Origin of the sequence: Sphingomonas sp. Leaf4 (genome assembly GCF_920939515.1) — a bacterium.
In the GTDB taxonomy this organism is placed as follows: Bacteria; Pseudomonadota; Alphaproteobacteria; order Sphingomonadales; family Sphingomonadaceae; genus Sphingomonas.
The window spans coordinates 1-15159 of the sequence record NZ_CAKLBB010000025.1 but is presented as its reverse complement, the minus strand read 5'-3'; the positions used below and the strand labels follow the sequence as shown (position 1 = coordinate 15159).

The 15159-nt window shown below is 69.4% G+C and carries 8 protein-coding genes and 1 pseudogene; 2 read left to right on the top strand and 7 right to left on the bottom strand.

Annotated elements, in window-relative coordinates:
* Nucleotides 1-46 precede the first annotated feature (46 nt).
* The 3 genes from LRA89_RS20185 to drmB all read right to left on the bottom strand — a co-directional run bounded on the left by LRA89_RS20185 (nucleotide 47) and on the right by drmB (nucleotide 3329).
* Nucleotides 47-454 (bottom strand): hypothetical protein, encoded by a 408-nt coding sequence (locus LRA89_RS20185; protein ID WP_230772804.1) that lies wholly within the window; start codon nucleotides 452-454, stop codon nucleotides 47-49.
* Entirely contained in the window at nucleotides 444-1946 is a 1503-nt protein-coding gene (locus tag LRA89_RS20180; protein ID WP_230772803.1) for a hypothetical protein, read from the bottom strand. The genes LRA89_RS20185 and LRA89_RS20180 overlap by 11 nt, the downstream gene beginning before the upstream one ends.
* A 123-nt stretch (nucleotides 1947-2069) precedes the next feature.
* Nucleotides 2070-3329 carry a DUF1998 domain-containing protein gene (drmB, locus tag LRA89_RS20175; protein ID WP_268934963.1) on the bottom strand — a complete coding sequence of 420 codons (1260 nt, stop codon included), beginning with the start codon at nucleotides 3327-3329 and terminating at the stop codon, nucleotides 2070-2072.
* A gap of 136 nt (nucleotides 3330-3465) precedes the next feature.
* On the opposite strand from drmB, the gene LRA89_RS20170 reads away from it, so the two are divergent.
* A complete protein-coding gene (locus tag LRA89_RS20170; RefSeq protein ID WP_230772801.1) occupies nucleotides 3466-4032 on the top strand; it encodes a hypothetical protein in 567 nt (188 codons plus the stop codon).
* Here LRA89_RS20170 and drmA read toward each other — a convergent pair.
* Genes drmA through drmD form a run of 3 tightly spaced genes read right to left on the bottom strand, consistent with a single transcriptional unit; the run spans nucleotide 3933 to nucleotide 14538 of the window.
* Entirely contained in the window at nucleotides 3933-7394 is a 3462-nt protein-coding gene (gene drmA, locus LRA89_RS20165) for a DISARM system helicase DrmA (RefSeq protein WP_230772800.1), read from the bottom strand. The two genes, LRA89_RS20170 and drmA, sit on opposite strands and share 100 nt — an antisense overlap.
* Entirely contained in the window at nucleotides 7391-11323 is a 3933-nt protein-coding gene (locus tag LRA89_RS20160) for an Eco57I restriction-modification methylase domain-containing protein (protein ID WP_230772798.1), read from the bottom strand. The genes drmA and LRA89_RS20160 overlap by 4 nt, the downstream gene beginning before the upstream one ends.
* Nucleotides 11320-14538, bottom strand: a complete 3219-nt coding sequence (drmD, locus tag LRA89_RS20155) for a DISARM system SNF2-like helicase DrmD (RefSeq protein ID WP_230772796.1) — start codon at nucleotides 14536-14538, stop codon at nucleotides 11320-11322. Before drmD ends, LRA89_RS20160 begins: the two co-directional genes overlap by 4 nt.
* Before the next feature lie 193 nt (nucleotides 14539-14731).
* Between drmD and LRA89_RS20150 the strand changes: the two genes are divergently transcribed.
* Nucleotides 14732-15082 carry an HD domain-containing protein gene (locus tag LRA89_RS20150; RefSeq protein WP_230772805.1) on the top strand — a complete coding sequence of 117 codons (351 nt, stop codon included), beginning with the start codon at nucleotides 14732-14734 and terminating at the stop codon, nucleotides 15080-15082.
* Here LRA89_RS20150 and LRA89_RS20145 read toward each other — a convergent pair.
* Nucleotides 15049-15159, bottom strand: a pseudogene (locus LRA89_RS20145) (IS5/IS1182 family transposase); the annotation flags it as partial. The gene LRA89_RS20150 and the pseudogene LRA89_RS20145 sit on opposite strands and share 34 nt — an antisense overlap.

Sequence of the window (15159 nt, the reverse complement as noted above, 5' to 3'; positions counted from 1 at the left end):
CAACAGCAGGTAGGGCATGACCAGCGACCATTCCTCATCGCTGACGTCAGACGGATACGGCTTGCAGCAAATATTCATCCGATAACGGATGAATCAGGCCCGCTTCCAAGTCCATAACAACCTCTAGGACGCCGCCCAAGCTCTTGTTCCTAACGTGTACGAACGGCAGGGTCGGCCCAGACTCACCCGTTCCGACCAGCATCGCAGCGAAATGCGTAACCATCCTCCAGCGATCGAAGTCGTGCTCAAGCTCGTATCGCGAGACATTCGCTTTGGTGATGAAAGCAATGACCGTCGCGTCGGCTTTCAGCGATTTGGTCAACGGCATCCGTCGCAGGCCGGCACGCTGCCCGGTCGAACTGCCCTGCAACTGTCGCGACAACGATTCCATTCGGTTCTCGCGATTCGCCAAACTCGTCGGTTGGACCGTCGAGGTCATTGGACTATTTGCCATGTTCGGCTTTCTTTACCCATGCGCTCATGTTCCTGTTGAATTTGATCTGCGCTTTGGGGCGCGCCCGCAACAGGTGGTTTTCGCCAAGTAGCCCGGCGTTGGCCGCCCGATCCAATTCGACGCTGGCCAGAAGGCACAACCGCTTCCGCCATTCTTGTAAGTGGTTGCGGGGATCATTCGCCACTTCCGCCCAGAACTGCTCGTCGAAGAATACGTCGTCGACACGGTCGTCGAAGGAATCGACGTAGCGATCGATCTTCTTGCGGCTCGAACTGTCATCCAACCGGGGGTCGTCCGGTCCACCCTGCGCCAGTACCATCAAGGAGTCGCGAAGATACTTCGCTGCCACTCCGGCCTGTATCGTACGTTCCTCCGCTACCTTGCCAATCCGGTCGAGCGGGTCCTGTCCGAAACCGTCCCATTCCGCCATCCGGCTGGTGCGGACTGCGCGGCGGTGCAGTCCTTCGGTCTTCCCCTGTCCGCGCACGAGCGCGGCGGCGAGAATGGTCAGTCCCTCGGCGTCGTCGCTTTCGTGCAAGGCAGCCAGCAACGGCCGTTTGATCTTCTTGTCGTCGAGCAGGTGCGCGATCTGACGATAGCCGAAACCGACCCCACTGGGCGTATGGCTGGTCGATCCGTCAGCCTTGAGAGGCGCCCATGGATCATCGGTAATTCCTTTAAGTTCGCCGGCGGCGATCCGCGAAACCTTCGATCCGGCGGCCAGCCCCTCGATCGTGCCGGTCGGGGTGTGGATAAGACGGACGCGGCGGCAAATCTCTACATAGAACTCGTCGAGGTCGGGGAAGGCGAGCGACAGCGTTCCGTCCCACGGTACGGTCCATAGCAACGCCGTTTCCTTGCGCCGTTCGGGACGGGCGCGGCCATGCTGCACCAGCCGCACCACGTCGCGCCGGAACGCCGCCGCCGCGCCGCCATCGCGCGGACGGATGCCGAGCGTCATCCGCGTGGCAAACCCGCCATTCATCCGCGAGATGCCGTAATTGCCCGCGCCCAGAAACCCCTCGGTTGTCTGGAGCGTGACCAAGGCGAAGAGCCAGTCCTCCTCGCTCGCGATGGCGATGCGTTCCTGCTTCACGTCGTGGTTGCGCGAGGTGACGAGCATGTCGAGCGCGTCGGGCGTGCGCAGCGGGCTCTTATAGTCGGCGCGATTGGCCGGGACCACGACCGGCGGCTGGAGCAGCGCGGGTCTGGTCCAGTCCTCGACGACCAGCGACCATGGCTCGCCGTCGGGATACGCCGGGGTCAGCGCGAGCAGCAGCTCCCGCCATGTGCTTTCGTCGTGCGGCGGTTTGTCGGTTCCGGCCTTCAGCAAGGCGAGCGCGGCGACCTGTACGGTGAAACTGTGCCATGGCTCGCGCTGATGCGGGCGCAGCGCGGGGAAACTCCATGCCTCGCCGCGCGACAATGCCGCGAACGCGGCGAACAGCGAGCCACGATGCACCGCTCCGTCGCCGTCACGCCAACCGATCATGCGTTCCCCTCCCGTTCACGCCAAGCTGCCGGGAAGCACCGTGCGGCGCAAGCCGAAATTTGCCAACAGGAACAGCATGAAAACTGGTGCGAAACCGCCGCTCGGCCATGATTGCGACGCTCCTCATCCGGTGGCCTGCCCGAACAGCGCCGCGCCGTGATCGAGCACGGTCGCCGTGGCGAGCGTGCGGTCGAGATAGAGGTTGCGCGCCTCGCAACTGGTCTCGGCGACCAGCAGGCAACTGTGGCAGGCGGCACCGCTCAGCGCGCGTTCGTCCATGTGTGAATCGGGATCGTGTTCGGTGCAGATCGGATCGCCCGAACACAGCGCCAGCCGGTCGAGCGCGCGTTCGATGATCGCGCCCAGCCGGGGGACGACGGCGGTGAGGCCACCCAGCGTACCGCCCGCGCCGGTGCTGGCGGTATAGAGCAGCAGTCCGTAGCGCTCGCCATCGGGGTCGAGCAGCGCGTAGAGCCGTTCCTTGAGCGAGGTCGCGGGATAGCCGCACTCCAGCGCGATCTCGTTGAGCAGCGCATGCGACAGGCTGTGGATCGCGTAATAGGCCAGCGTCGGGAAGCGCAGCCGGTCGCCGCCGATCTGCCCGTCGCGCCAGCGGTCCCAGCCGCGATAGAGCAGGTCGTGCCGCCGCGCGACTTCGGGGCGGTTCAGCCAGTCGCGCATTACCGCCGGGTCGAACCGCAGGAAAATGCCTTCGCCAAGTTGCTCGACCGCCGGTAGCCATTCGAGATGATCGGCCAGCGCCGCGCCTTCGACCGCGAGGTAGAGTTCCTCCAGATCGCCGTCGATCGCGGTCGGGGCCGCTTCGAACCGGGTGAAGCCGTAGAGGCAGGACACTTCGCGCAACCGGTGGACCGACACCACCGAGGCGATCGGGGCAAGGCGCGCGCGGTTGCCGTCCCATGCCTCGCGCGGCAGCGTCCGTGCGTGCAGCCGCGCCTCGGCACTGTCGGAGCCGATCTCGGCCAGTCCGCTGGCCAGCAGATCGAACTCGGCGACCTTGGGGGCCTTGTCCAGATTCTGCTGGCCGGTCGCGCGAAGCTGGGCGATGCGCCCGACGATCTCCGCGTCGCTCCAGCCGGCGAGCGCGGCGCCGACCGCCGGGTTGGCGCGGCGGGCGATGGCCATTTCCGCCGTCCGCTCGACCCAGCCGATCGCGTCCATATGCTGCTCGATTAACCGGGTCAGTTCGTCCTCGGCGGCGGGCAGCGAGATGACGGTCAGCACCTGCGGGAAATAGGAATTGGTCGCGGTGCGGGTGAGGAAGCGCAAATCCTCGCTGCATCCGCCCGGTTCGTCGGTCCGCAACCATGGGCGGCGTCCCCGGCACGGGCCGAACCGGCCTTTCGTCTGCGCATCGCGCAGCGACAGCGCCGCAATCGCAGACGATCCGCGTCGCCGCCGGGCTGCCCGAGGTGCCCTGTTCCTCCAGCCACAGCGGCTGCGCGCACCGATCGGGCGATCCGATATGGACCGCGAAGGTCCAGTCGATGTCCTGCAAATGCCCCTTGCGGCAGCCGGCGACGAAGCGGATCGGCGTCACCGCCTTGCGCCGGCCGTCGTCGTCGACGAAATCGGCACGACCGCGCGGATTGAGGTCGCGCCAGCGCACCAGCCGGCGGCGGCGGACGTCGCCGACCACCTCGGCATCGCGCGCGACGAACCATGCCGGAAAGATGCGTGCCTCGATCCCCGGCGGATCGGCACGGCCGTTCGCCCCTTCGTCCTGCGCGGGCGGCGTGCGCAGCGACAGGCGAACCCCGTCGTCCAGCCGTCCACCGGCGCGCAGCAGCGTTTCGAGCACCGCGACCGCGCGGGGCTCATGGATCGGCCGCCAACTGCCGCGTTCGCGCATGTGCCACAGGTCGAGCCCGCCGATGATGACCGACCGGGTCGGCAGGTCGACCATGGCGCCGGGGCCGAAACCGGTGATGAGCTGCGACTGGCGCAGCGTCGGGCGGTGTCCGCTCATGTCATGTCTCCGGCACCGCTGACCGTCTCGCCGGTCGGTCCACGGGGTTTGACGAGGACGCCCGGCTCGACGTCGCGCATGCTCCACCCGGCCTGAAACCGGCGGTGCGCGGGGTCGAGGTTGGGCAATGCCGGGTCGAGCGGGGGGTGGAGCAGCCGCTGCGGCCGGGTGTCGTAGGTGAAGCCCGCGCCGGTCGCGATCTGGGCATCGGCGATGGCGGTCCAGTCGCTCAGCAGACCTTCGATCGTCGCCGCCAGTCGCGCTTTGCCTCCGGCAATATCGGCGGGTGCGCGATCGACCAGATGGCGGAGGACGGCGGCCCGGACGGCGGGCGCGTTCGCCAGCACGTCGACCGCATCGGACGGGGTCAGCGCCGGATCGAGATGGCGGGCGATCGCCACCACGACGGCGGCCAGCGACCGGTCGAGCGCGCGGGCGGACCATGGCGTCACGCTGGTCGCCTCCACCGCGCGGTAGAAAGTGTCGTGAAAATGGCCGAACTGTTCGAAGTGCATCCGGTCGCGCGGCTTGTGGACGTTGAGCACGGCCACGACCAGCCCCGGCCGGGCGGGATTGCGCCCGACGCGGCTGGTCGCCTGAATATATTCCGCCGCCGTCTTGGGCTGCCCCTGCACCAGCATCAGCCCCAGCCGGTCGATGTCGAGCCCGACCGAGATCATGTTGGTCGCGAGCGCCACGTCAACCGGCGCTTCGCCGACGGGATCGGGCAGGAACAACGTTTCGAGCCGGCGCTTGGCCGCCGCCACCTGATCGGTCGACACGCGCGAGGTCAGCTCGACCGGCTCGCCCAGCAGGCGGTTGCCGAACGGGCGGTCGACCGGCTCGATCCGGCGGCGGCGGTCGCCGTAATCGAGCAGGCGGGTCGCGACCTCGTCCTCGACAATCCGCCGCGCGCCGCCCAGTTCGCGCAGCGCGTTGAAATAACACAGCGCGGTGCGATAGGCATCGGCATCGCCGCCCTCGTCGGCAAGGCCCTGCGCCGCGCCGAGCAGCGTGACGAGCGCTTGCAGGAACACCAGCTTCGGTCCGCGCCCCGCCGCGGCGATGCCGACATACCAGCGCGCCGGATCGGCATCGCTTTCGGCCCGGGTTTGCGCGAAGAAGCTGTCGCGGCGATCGATGCCGGGGGCAGGAAAGATGCGGGTGTCGTGCCGGTCGAACAACGCGCGGATCTGGTCGCTCGCGCGGCGGACCGTGGCGGTCGAGGCGACGATCTTCGGCCGCACCCGCCGTCCGCCGACGTCGCGTGTCGCCAGCGCATCGATCGCGGCTTCGTACAGCCCGGCGACGGTGCCGAGCGGGCCGGAGATCAGATGCAGCTCGTCCTGGATCACCAGGTCGGGCGGCGCGAGCGAATGATCGCCGAGCGTGCGGCCATGCCCCGGTTCGGCCGCGCCATAGAAGCCGGTATCGTCGTGCCGGTTGACATGGCCGAAGAACGCCCCCGCCGGTCCGTTCCACGGCAGCGCGGCGAATTTGTCGACGGTCGCGATCAGGAAGGCGGGCAGGCGGCGATAGATCGCCTCGTCGACCGTTACCACCGGCAGTGCGCGGTCGCCGGTGAACGGGCAGGCGAGGTTCACGCAGCGCAGTTCGAGGTTGGTCGGCGCATCGGCATTGGGCACGCAGCGAAAGCTTTGCGGGGTGAAGGCGGTGTCGCACCATGGGCAGGTCTTGATCGGCGCGGGCGCGCGGGTATCGCGACCGCTGGTATAGGCGCGGACGCGGCGGACGGCGGTGCCCTCGCTGCGGTCGCCGCGTCGCCCCAGCCGGTTGGGGCTGGCGTCCGATCCCACCCACAGCCCGATCTCGATCGGCCAGTCGCCAAGCAGGGGACGACCCCGATCGTCGCGGTAAGCATCGCCGGTGCGCAACAGCTCCAGCGCGCAGACGACGCCGGCCGCGCGTCCCAACTGGTCGAGCGTCAGCAGCCGCAGCGTATAGCGCATGATGACGCCGACCCCGGCCCCGAGGACACCGTCCGCACCCAGCCGGCGCAGCGCGATGGTGAAGGCGGCGAGGCCGAGATAGGCTTCGGTCTTGCCGCCGCCGGTCGGGAAGAACAGCAGGTCGGCGGTTTCGCGATCGTCATGGCCGCGATCGACCAGCCCGGCGAGGTTCAGCAGCAGGAAGGCGAGCTGGAACGGTCGCCACGCCGGTGCGCTGTCCTGCGGCCGGCGCGCGCGGGCGGCATCGGCGATGGCGCGGTTCGCGATCTCGAACGCGGTGCGCGCGCGTTCGTCTTGGGCAAGTAGCGCGATGCCCGCCGCGATCCGGTCGCAGGCCACCCGTTGCGCCGCCAGCAGCGTGGCGGCGGTGCGGGTGCGTTGCGGTGCGCCGACGATCGCCGGATCGCTCGCCGCCATCGCCTCCTGCGCGAGCGACCATGCGCGATAGGCGGGGATGAGCGGGGCGAGCGCGTCGGCGAGGGCCGCGCCATCGGTTCGCGCGAGGTCGGCCAGCCGGTCCATGGCGAAGGTTACGTCGGCGACCGGGGCCGCAACGGTGCGCTCCACCGCCGCGCGCGGCAGATGGGTGGTGTGAATGCGTCGCACCTGCCCGTCGCCCCCTACGACATGGCCGGTCGAACAGCCGAGGCCGGCGGAATAGGCGGCGCTGTCGCGGTAATGCAGGTCCGCCAACTGGTCGTCCCAGTCGTCCCGGGCGATACGCGACAGGTCGTGCTGCGCCACGAAGCCCCCGGCGCAGGTCACGTCGAGCTGCACCTGATAGGCATAGGCGAGGTCGCGATAGTGCGACGCCGGTTCCAGCCGCTTGTTGACGAGAAAGACCGTCACGACCTGCACCGCGCGCGTGGCACCGGTGGCGAGGTTGAGGCGGAACGGCCGCGTCCGCACCGCCAGTTCGAGCGCGCCACCGGGCCGCGCGGTCGCCGCCGAGCCGGGCAGGGGGTGATGCACGATCCCCGCCGTCGCGTCGGGCAAGGCGATGGTGATCGTCGCGTCGCGGGGCACGCGCCGCCAACTGATCGGCTGGCCCCTGGGCTCGCCGCCGCTTTCCAGCATCTCGAACGGCACCGGTGGTTCGGGGACATAGTCGCCCCAGCGCACGGTGACGTCGATCGTTGTTGCGACCGCATCGACCATCGTCGACAGGCCGATGCTGCTGGGCAGGAACCGTCGCCGGGTGGCCGGCGGATCGGCCTCGTCATGGTCGCCGGCGGCACCTCCGGCGCCGAACCCCTCGGTGTCGGGGATGAAGCTGTCGACCTCGTCCTCCTGCGCTTCGCCGGCCAGGTCGCCCGGCACGGTCAGTTCGCCCGACGGCGCGATGAAGCCCGCCAGATACCAGCGCGACGGGCTCTCGCCCGGCGGCAGCCGTTCGGTCGCGAGATCGGCGTCGGCGGGGTCGGACGGGCCGATCAGATTGCGGCGCAGGCGATCGACGATCGCGCTGCGAACCCCGGCGGCGGTCATGGCAGCCTCCCTTGCATCGCGCGTTCTCCGTTGAGTTTCAGCAACCGCGCGAGCACCTCGTCGCGGAACGCGGCCGGCCAGAACAGCCGGTTCTGATAGCGGTGATCGTCCTCGCTCCCGGCGGTCAGGAACACCGGCGCGGCGGCATCGGCAAGGTCGTCCCAGCCGTAGGCGGCGAGGACTGCGCGATCCATCGCCTGGTGCAGTTCGCGCAGGCGGACGATGTCGGCAGCGGTGTCACCCGGCCGGTGGAAACGGTTGTAGGTCGGCGTCATGCCCTGATCGCGGGCGATCATCAGCGCGGCGCGATGATCGTGATAGGCTTGGCCGGCGGCTTCGAGCCGGGCGTTGGCGGCAAAGTCAGTCGGAAAGGCGAACGTTTCGAAACAGTCGGATGGGGTGTAGCGAACGTCGTCTTTCATTGAGGACGCAAAGAACCGCGTCCAAACCTCATGGACCCGGCATTGCAGCACCGCGAACGCCGACAGCGTCGGAAGTGCGAAGACGGCGGCGGTGTGGGAGAACACGACATTCCCGGGACGTCGCGCGAAACAGACATGCGGTGTCGCACCACAGTTGATGACCAGCACCTGATCGAGCGGTGCGATCGTGCGGTACAATTCGCCGCGACCCCGCAGGAATCGCCACCATATCCGCTGGCCATTGGGGTCGCCCTGCGAAAGCCGGTCGGGCTTTACCCGTTGTTCGACGATAGCGAGCAGGTCCGCCCAATCCGCCGCGACCGGTCCGGCGTACTGCGGCGACACGATGCCATGGCGCAGGCGATCGGCGCGCTCCGCGTCCGAAAGGCCATGCCAGACAAGGTCGCTTTCGCGTCTGAGCGGCCAGTCGGCGAAATCGATGGTATGGCGATGATGGGCATGGGTCGGAGAATTGTTGATCTCCTCGCCGCCGAGATAGGGTTTGATTACCGCTCCGTTTCGCGGATCGACGGACAACAATCGTTGCATCTCGGCGAGTGGCGATGCCTTACCCTTGGCCGCGTTCACATCGTCGAAGGTGAAACCCATGCCGAGCAGGAACGAACCAATGAACGACTGACCTTCATTCTTCACCAACCGGGCCGGCGATCCGTCGAGATCCCCTTCCATCAAATAGGCCGAAATCCGCTGCACCGGGCGATCGTCGAGGATCACCGGTCCGCTCGCCGCACCCTTCACCACGAAGACCTGCGCCACCACGACGGCGGCGTCGCCTTCCCATTGATACCGGCTGACCGCGCGGTAGATCGTGCCGCCGTCCTGCACGATCCGGTGCAGCCCGGTTTCGCGGGTATCGCCCTGGCGGATGGTGTTGGTCGCGATCAGGCCGAACGCGCCGCCCCGCCGCAGCAGCGCGAACGCGCGGCGGAAGAAATGCGCCGCCAGATCGGCATTGCCGTGCGCGCCGGGATGCAGCGTCTTGAGCCAGTCGGGATAGGCGCGGGCGTGACCGGCGGCGATGGTGTTCTTGCCGGCGAACGGCGGGTTGCCGATGATCGCGTCGAACCCCGGATTGGGCCGGGTGAACACATCCTCGAATTCCAGTTCCCAATGGAAGCTGGCGATCCCGATCGGCGATGCCTGCAACCGATCGCGCAACGCCTCCAGCGCGGCCCAGCTTCGCTCGCTCGGTGCCAATACCAGTTGCTGCACCTCCGCCAGCCGCACGTCGCGATCGCGCGCGCCGGTGCCCTCGAAGAACGACTGGAGGATCGCGTCGGCGACCAGATGCGCGCGCTTCAACGCGGTTCCGGCGGCGCGGTGGCGCGCTTCCTGCACGTCATAGGCGGCGACCTTCGCCTCGGTGCGGACCAGCCGGCGCAGTTCGGCCGCCGCATCGATGCCGTCCTGCACGATCGCCTCGACAAAGCTGTGCTGGCCCGACACCTTGCCCCAGGTGACGGCGACGATCTTGGGATTGGGCAGCCCGACCAGACTGTCGCCGGCACGCAGCACATTGTCGAGGAACGTGAATTCATGGTTGCTCGCCAGCGTCTCCAGCCACAGCGACAGCTTGGCGAGATCGATCGCCAGCGGATTGCGATCGACGCCGCGCAGGCAATGCTGCGCGACCAGCCGCTTGGCATGGAGCAGTTCGTCCTCGTCGGCGGGGATCGTCGGCCGCTGCACCGGCCAGCGCCCCCACGCATCGACCAGCCGCTGGCCGAGCTGCCGGCACGCCTCGACCAGAAACGCGCCCGACCCGGCGGCGGGATCGCAGACTTTCAGATCGAGGACCTCTGACGGGCGCGCATCGGGGCCGATCCGGTCGAACGCGGGCCGCAGCGCATGGGCGACGATCGGCCCGGTCAGCGAACGCGGGGTATAATGGCTGCCGGTCCGGCGGCGTTCGTCGGTGGGTTGCAGGATCGGGGTGCCGGCCGCGACCGGGCTGCCGCGCGGCGACGCGCGCGGATCGACGACGGGGGCGAGCGTCGCTACCAGCGCGGCGACGTCGACCGCCTGTCGCAGCCCCTTCGCGACAGCGGCGGGAAAGGTACCGCGCCCGGTCGCCTCCTTCAGCCACTTCTCGCGCTCGCCGCCACGAACCGCGGCGAGCGCAGCGAGATCGACCCACACCGGCACGCGGTTGGTCTTGCCCGCGCGGATCGCCAGCATCGCGCCGCCCGCCGCCTCGACGGTGAAGCCCATCACCGTTTCGTAGACCGACCCGATCTGTTCGACGCTGAGCGACCGATAGGCGACCCGTTCGCCGTCCAGCAGCAGCAGCCCGTCGAGCACGCGCAGGATACAGCCGTCGCCGACCGGCAGCACCCGCGCCAGATCGTCGATGCCATCTTGCCCGAGCAGGAACGGAAACGCCGCCTCGCGGAACAGCTTGCCGCCGCGCGCCTGCATGAAGCCCGAGGGATGCCCGCGCTCGACCAGCCGGAACAGCGCCAGCAACCGCCCCCATGCCCCGCGCCGCTCGTCCATGCCATCGGGGTGGCGCGCGGCATCGTCGCGCAGGTGCAGGTGAAGCGCGCCCAGTGAATAGCCGCGTTCGTACAGCATCGCCGCCGCCGCGCCGCCTGCCGAGGGCATCAGCGCGCGATCCTCGGCATAGAGGATGAAGATCAGCCGCAACAGGACGGTCAGCAGCCCTTCGTACAAATGCTGCGGGTCGTGCGCGGCCAGCCGGCGGACGGGTTCGGGCGACGCCGCGTCGATACCGCGCAACAGTTCGTGCAGGCTGGCGAGGACCTGCCCCGCCAGCCGGATCGACACATCGGCCTGCGCGGCACGGCTTTCGGCGAGCAGGGCTGGCAGCCGGTGCGACGGCGGCCCGGTGAACAGCGCATGGGCATCGAGCAACAATTTCAGCCCGCCGAGCATCGCCCGGCCCGACACCTCGCCCAGCGGGGCCAGCGGCCACGTCATATGCCCCGACACGTCGCCGCGCGGCGCGACGACGAGGCGCAGGACCGCCTCGTGCGCCGGTCCCTCCTTCCGCCCGGTCGGCCGCGCGCCGATCAACACGCCTGCCGGAACGCCGGTTTCACGCAGCAGGCGTTCGAAGCGCTGGTGCGCGGTAGCCGCCCAACCGTCCAGCATGCCCCGCCGGTCGAGGTCGACGTCATCGCCCTCGATCCGTACGAGCAACTGCACCGACCCGTCGGCGGCGAACACCGCCCAGTCCGGTTCAAGCAGCGTCGCGCCATCATCGAGCGAGCATCGCAACCCATCGGGCAGCGCCGGTCCGCCGGGTGCCCCCGCGACCCGCTCGGCGGGCCAGCCCAGCGCGTCCCGAAAGAAGGGCCAGCGATCCGTGCCCGCCAGCGCGCGTGCCACGGCCGCGCCGTCATCCGCGCCCTGCGGCGTCGGCCATGCGCCGATCCGCGCGAGCGCGGCGGACGCGACGACCAGCCCGGTCGGCTGGAGATAGCCGATCCAGTCGTGCGCATCGGTGGGCGATGGCCGGCTCATTCGCCGCTCCAGCCGGGCGGATGGAGATAGACCAGCCCGATCGGCTCCAGCCGGCTCGCGCGCACCCTGGCCGCCGCGCGCAGCCGTTCCGGCTCGCGGACCAGTTCGTCGTCGAGCCGCGTCGCCGCGCGCTCCCACGACCGGCGGTCGGCGGCACGCTGTCGCGCCTCGGCGGGGTCGAGCAACAGCGCGAACTGGCGATCGTCGCTGCCCCGTTCGCGGCGGATGCGATCGATCCGCTGTTGCAACAGTGCGTGGAGCGTATCGGCCTCATCGGCGGCGCGGCGGTCGAGTTCGGCGGCAATGCGCGCCTGCCGCACCGCTGCCCGTTCGGCAAGGACCGGGCGAAGATCGGCGACGTCGACGGCGGCCTGCGCGGTGATCGCCGCGGCGACGTCGGGCGCGGCCATCCGCGCCTCGCCCAGCGCCGCGATCAGCCCGTCGAGCACGCGCCCCTCCGCCTCGCCGCCCTCGGCCAGTGCCCGGAGCAACCCGTCGCGCGGGGCGGGCCGCCAGTCGGCGGCGACGCTCATCACCTCCTCGTGCAGCCGGGCCGCGCGTTCACCGAACAACGCGAGCCGTCCGATCAGCACGACGCGCGGGCGCGGCACGCTGGCGGTTTCGATGACGCAGGCCCGTTCCAATCCCTGCTGGAACCCCGCCGACAGGAACTGGCCGAGCAGCCGGCGGACGAGGCGATGTTCCAGATGTACCTGCACCACATCGCCGGCGTCGCGGCCGTCGGGCAGGATCGCGGGTGCGAAGCTGACGCGCCGGACCTGCGCATCGGCGCTGGCACGCCATTCCCCCGGCCGCTCGCCGGGGCGGGGGCCGCGTGCGCGCAATTCGTCGAACAGCGGTTGCCAGCCCGCATCACTCGCGAACGCCGGATCGAGCCGGAATACCGGAGTTTCTCCGATCCGTTCACCATCGCTCCAGCCGCCACCCGACCGTTCGAGCGCCAGCGCCACGACCGATCGCAGGTCGTCCGGCTCGACGCCGACCCGGCGGCGCGCGCGTTCCAGCGCGACGGCAAGCTCGGCCTGCTCGCGTTTCAGCCGGGCGCGGCGGGCGACGTCGCCATCGTCGAGATCGCGGACCGCCGCGCGGACCCGTTCGTCGGCTTCCTCGTCGCGGATGCGGGCGGCGAGATCGATGGCCGCCGTGCGGGCGATCCCCCCGCCCATACGATCGGCGATCCGCGCGCCCAGCACCTGACCCGCCGAGCCCAGTTGACGGCGGATCAGCTCGGTCTTGCGGACCAGCGCGTCGAGCACGACGTCCTCTGGCCGGTCGGCATAGACGAAATAGCGGCAGGTGACGGTCGGGCTGGGTTGCAGCTTGCGGTCGATCCGTCCGTTGCGCTGTTCCAGCCGGGCGGGGTTCCACGGCAGGTCGACATGGATCAGGTCGTGGCACTGTGCCTGAAGGTTGATCCCCTCGCGCGCGGCATCGGTGCAGATCAGGATGCGCAGCGGATCGTCAGGGTCATTGAACGCCCGCTTGATCGCCTCGCGCCGCTCGATCGAGGTGATGCCGGTGAAGCTGGCGATACGCGACGCCTCATGGCCGTCGGACGGATCGAGCAGCACCCCCAACTGCCGTTCGAGCCAGCGGCGGGTATCCTCATATTCGGTGAACAGAATCAGCCGCCGGTCGCGCCACCGCCCATCCCCATCGAGCAGATGCGTAGCGGCCCAGTCGAGCAGCCAGCGCACCCGCGCATCGCCCTGGCCGCGCACGCGCTCGGCGAGGTCGAGCATCTCGGCGGCACAGGCCCGCTCGGCCAGCAGATGGGCGTGCGACGCACCGCCGATACCCGCCAGCGTCGCCGCCTCGGCCTGATCGGCGGCGGCGGTATCGAGCCGGTCGAGCAGCGCCGCTTCCTGATCGGCGCGTTCGGGGGGCTCGACCTCGACATCGTCGGGCGCGGAAACCGCCGCCGCCGTCCCGGCGATCGCCCGGTCGAGCGTCGTCAGATGCACGCGCAAGGTCCGCGCGAAGGCCGGGATCGACGACAGCAACCGCTGTTGCAGGCCGACGAACGCGAGGCGCGCCCGCGCCGCCGCCGGTCCGCCAAGCGTCCCGATCCGCCGCTCGCGCACGTCGCGATACGCGGCGAGCATCGCTGCCAGGCGAAGTTCCGGTGCATCGGCGGGCAGGCCGGTCAGGACGACCGGTTCGACGACCCGTTCGGGAAATGCCTCGCCCAATGCGCGCAGGTCGCTTTTCAACCGGCGGACCATGACCGGTTCGAGATCGGCGGGGCGCACCGGCACCCCGCGCGTGAACCGCTGTGGATCGAGCAGTTCGAGCAATGTCGCGAAGCTGTTGGCATGGCCGTTGTGCGGCGTGGCCGACAGGAACAGGCGATGTTCGAACCGGTCGGACAGGTCGCGCAGCGCGCGGGTGAACTGGCTTTCGATCGCATAGCGCCCGCCGCCCGAGGGCGCGGCATGATGCGCTTCGTCGAGGATCAGCAGCGAGCGGGCGCGAAAATCCTCCAGCACGTCGCGCAGGCCCGCGACATAGGCTTCGTCGGTCAGCAACCGGTGCGACAGGATGAAGCGCGATCCGGTGGCCCATGGGTTCGCGCCATAGCCCCGGCGGCGACGCAGCGTTTCGAGATGCTGGCGATCGACGATCTCGAACGCGAGGCCGAACTTCGTCTGCAATTCCTCGCGCCACTGGCCGGTCATCGCCGCCGGGGCGATCACGACCGCATAGTCGACCCGCCGCCGCAGCAGCAGCTCGCGCAGGATCAGCCCGGCCTCCACCGTCTTGCCCAGCCCGACGTCGTCGGCGATCAGCAGGTTGACGCGCGGCAGGCGCAGCGCCTTGCGCAGCGGCAGCAACTGATAGGGGTCGAGCCGGATGCCGGCGCGAAACGGCGCCTGGAACAGATCGCGTTCGGCGGCGGTCGCGGTGCGCCAGCGGACGGTGCGCAAATAGGCGGCGAACAGCCGGGCGTCGCCGCCGCCGTTGGCCAGCGTGTCCCACGCCTCCTCGTCGCGCAGCCGGGGATCGATCTCGGCGCTCCACAGGACGCGGGCTTCCTCGCCGCCGGCGTCGTCGTCGACGCAGGCGAGATAATGGCCGTCATACGGGCCATCCGGTTCGCCTTCGACCAGCCAGAGCCGGCCGCGCAGCGACACGAACTGTCCGATCGACGGACCCGATCCGCCCGTTCCGCCCCGTCGTTGCGCCGCATCCATCGGACCGTTTCCCCTCCCGGACAGGCATGGTGCGGGGGTGGGGGGAGGGGGACAACGCAGACTGGGTCCGTTACCGATCGTTCGGCCCGCCGCTGGCGGAAATACCGCCATTATGGATATGAATGGCGCGGCGACACCGACCGGCGATGGATATGCCGACGGTACGGAAACGGGGAGAAAGCAAGTGGACGTCATGCGACCATGGGCGAAGCTTGAGCGGGACGAGGACGACCGTATCGTCGCGGCGCTGCCGCTCACCGACCATTGCCTCGACGTGGCGGCGGCGTTCCTCGCGCTGCTCCCGGCGTGGCGGCCCGCGCTGGAAGCGGCGGCGGGCAGGCGGCTGACCGAGCTGGACGTCATCCGCCTCGCGGTGCTGGTAGCATTGCATGACATCGGCAAGGTGAACTGGGGCTTCCAGGCACGCTCGACCCCCGGCCAGCCGCCGATCGGCCATACCGCGCAGGTGGCGGGGCTGCTGCTGCAGACTGAATTAGGGCCTGTGGGGATTCAACGTGAGTTGATGACGGCTGCGACGAGGTAGATCATGGCCTCGAAGCTGCGATCTGTTTTGCAGGCACGCATGGCGATGCGTTTGAACTCCTTGAGCTTGCAAAAGAA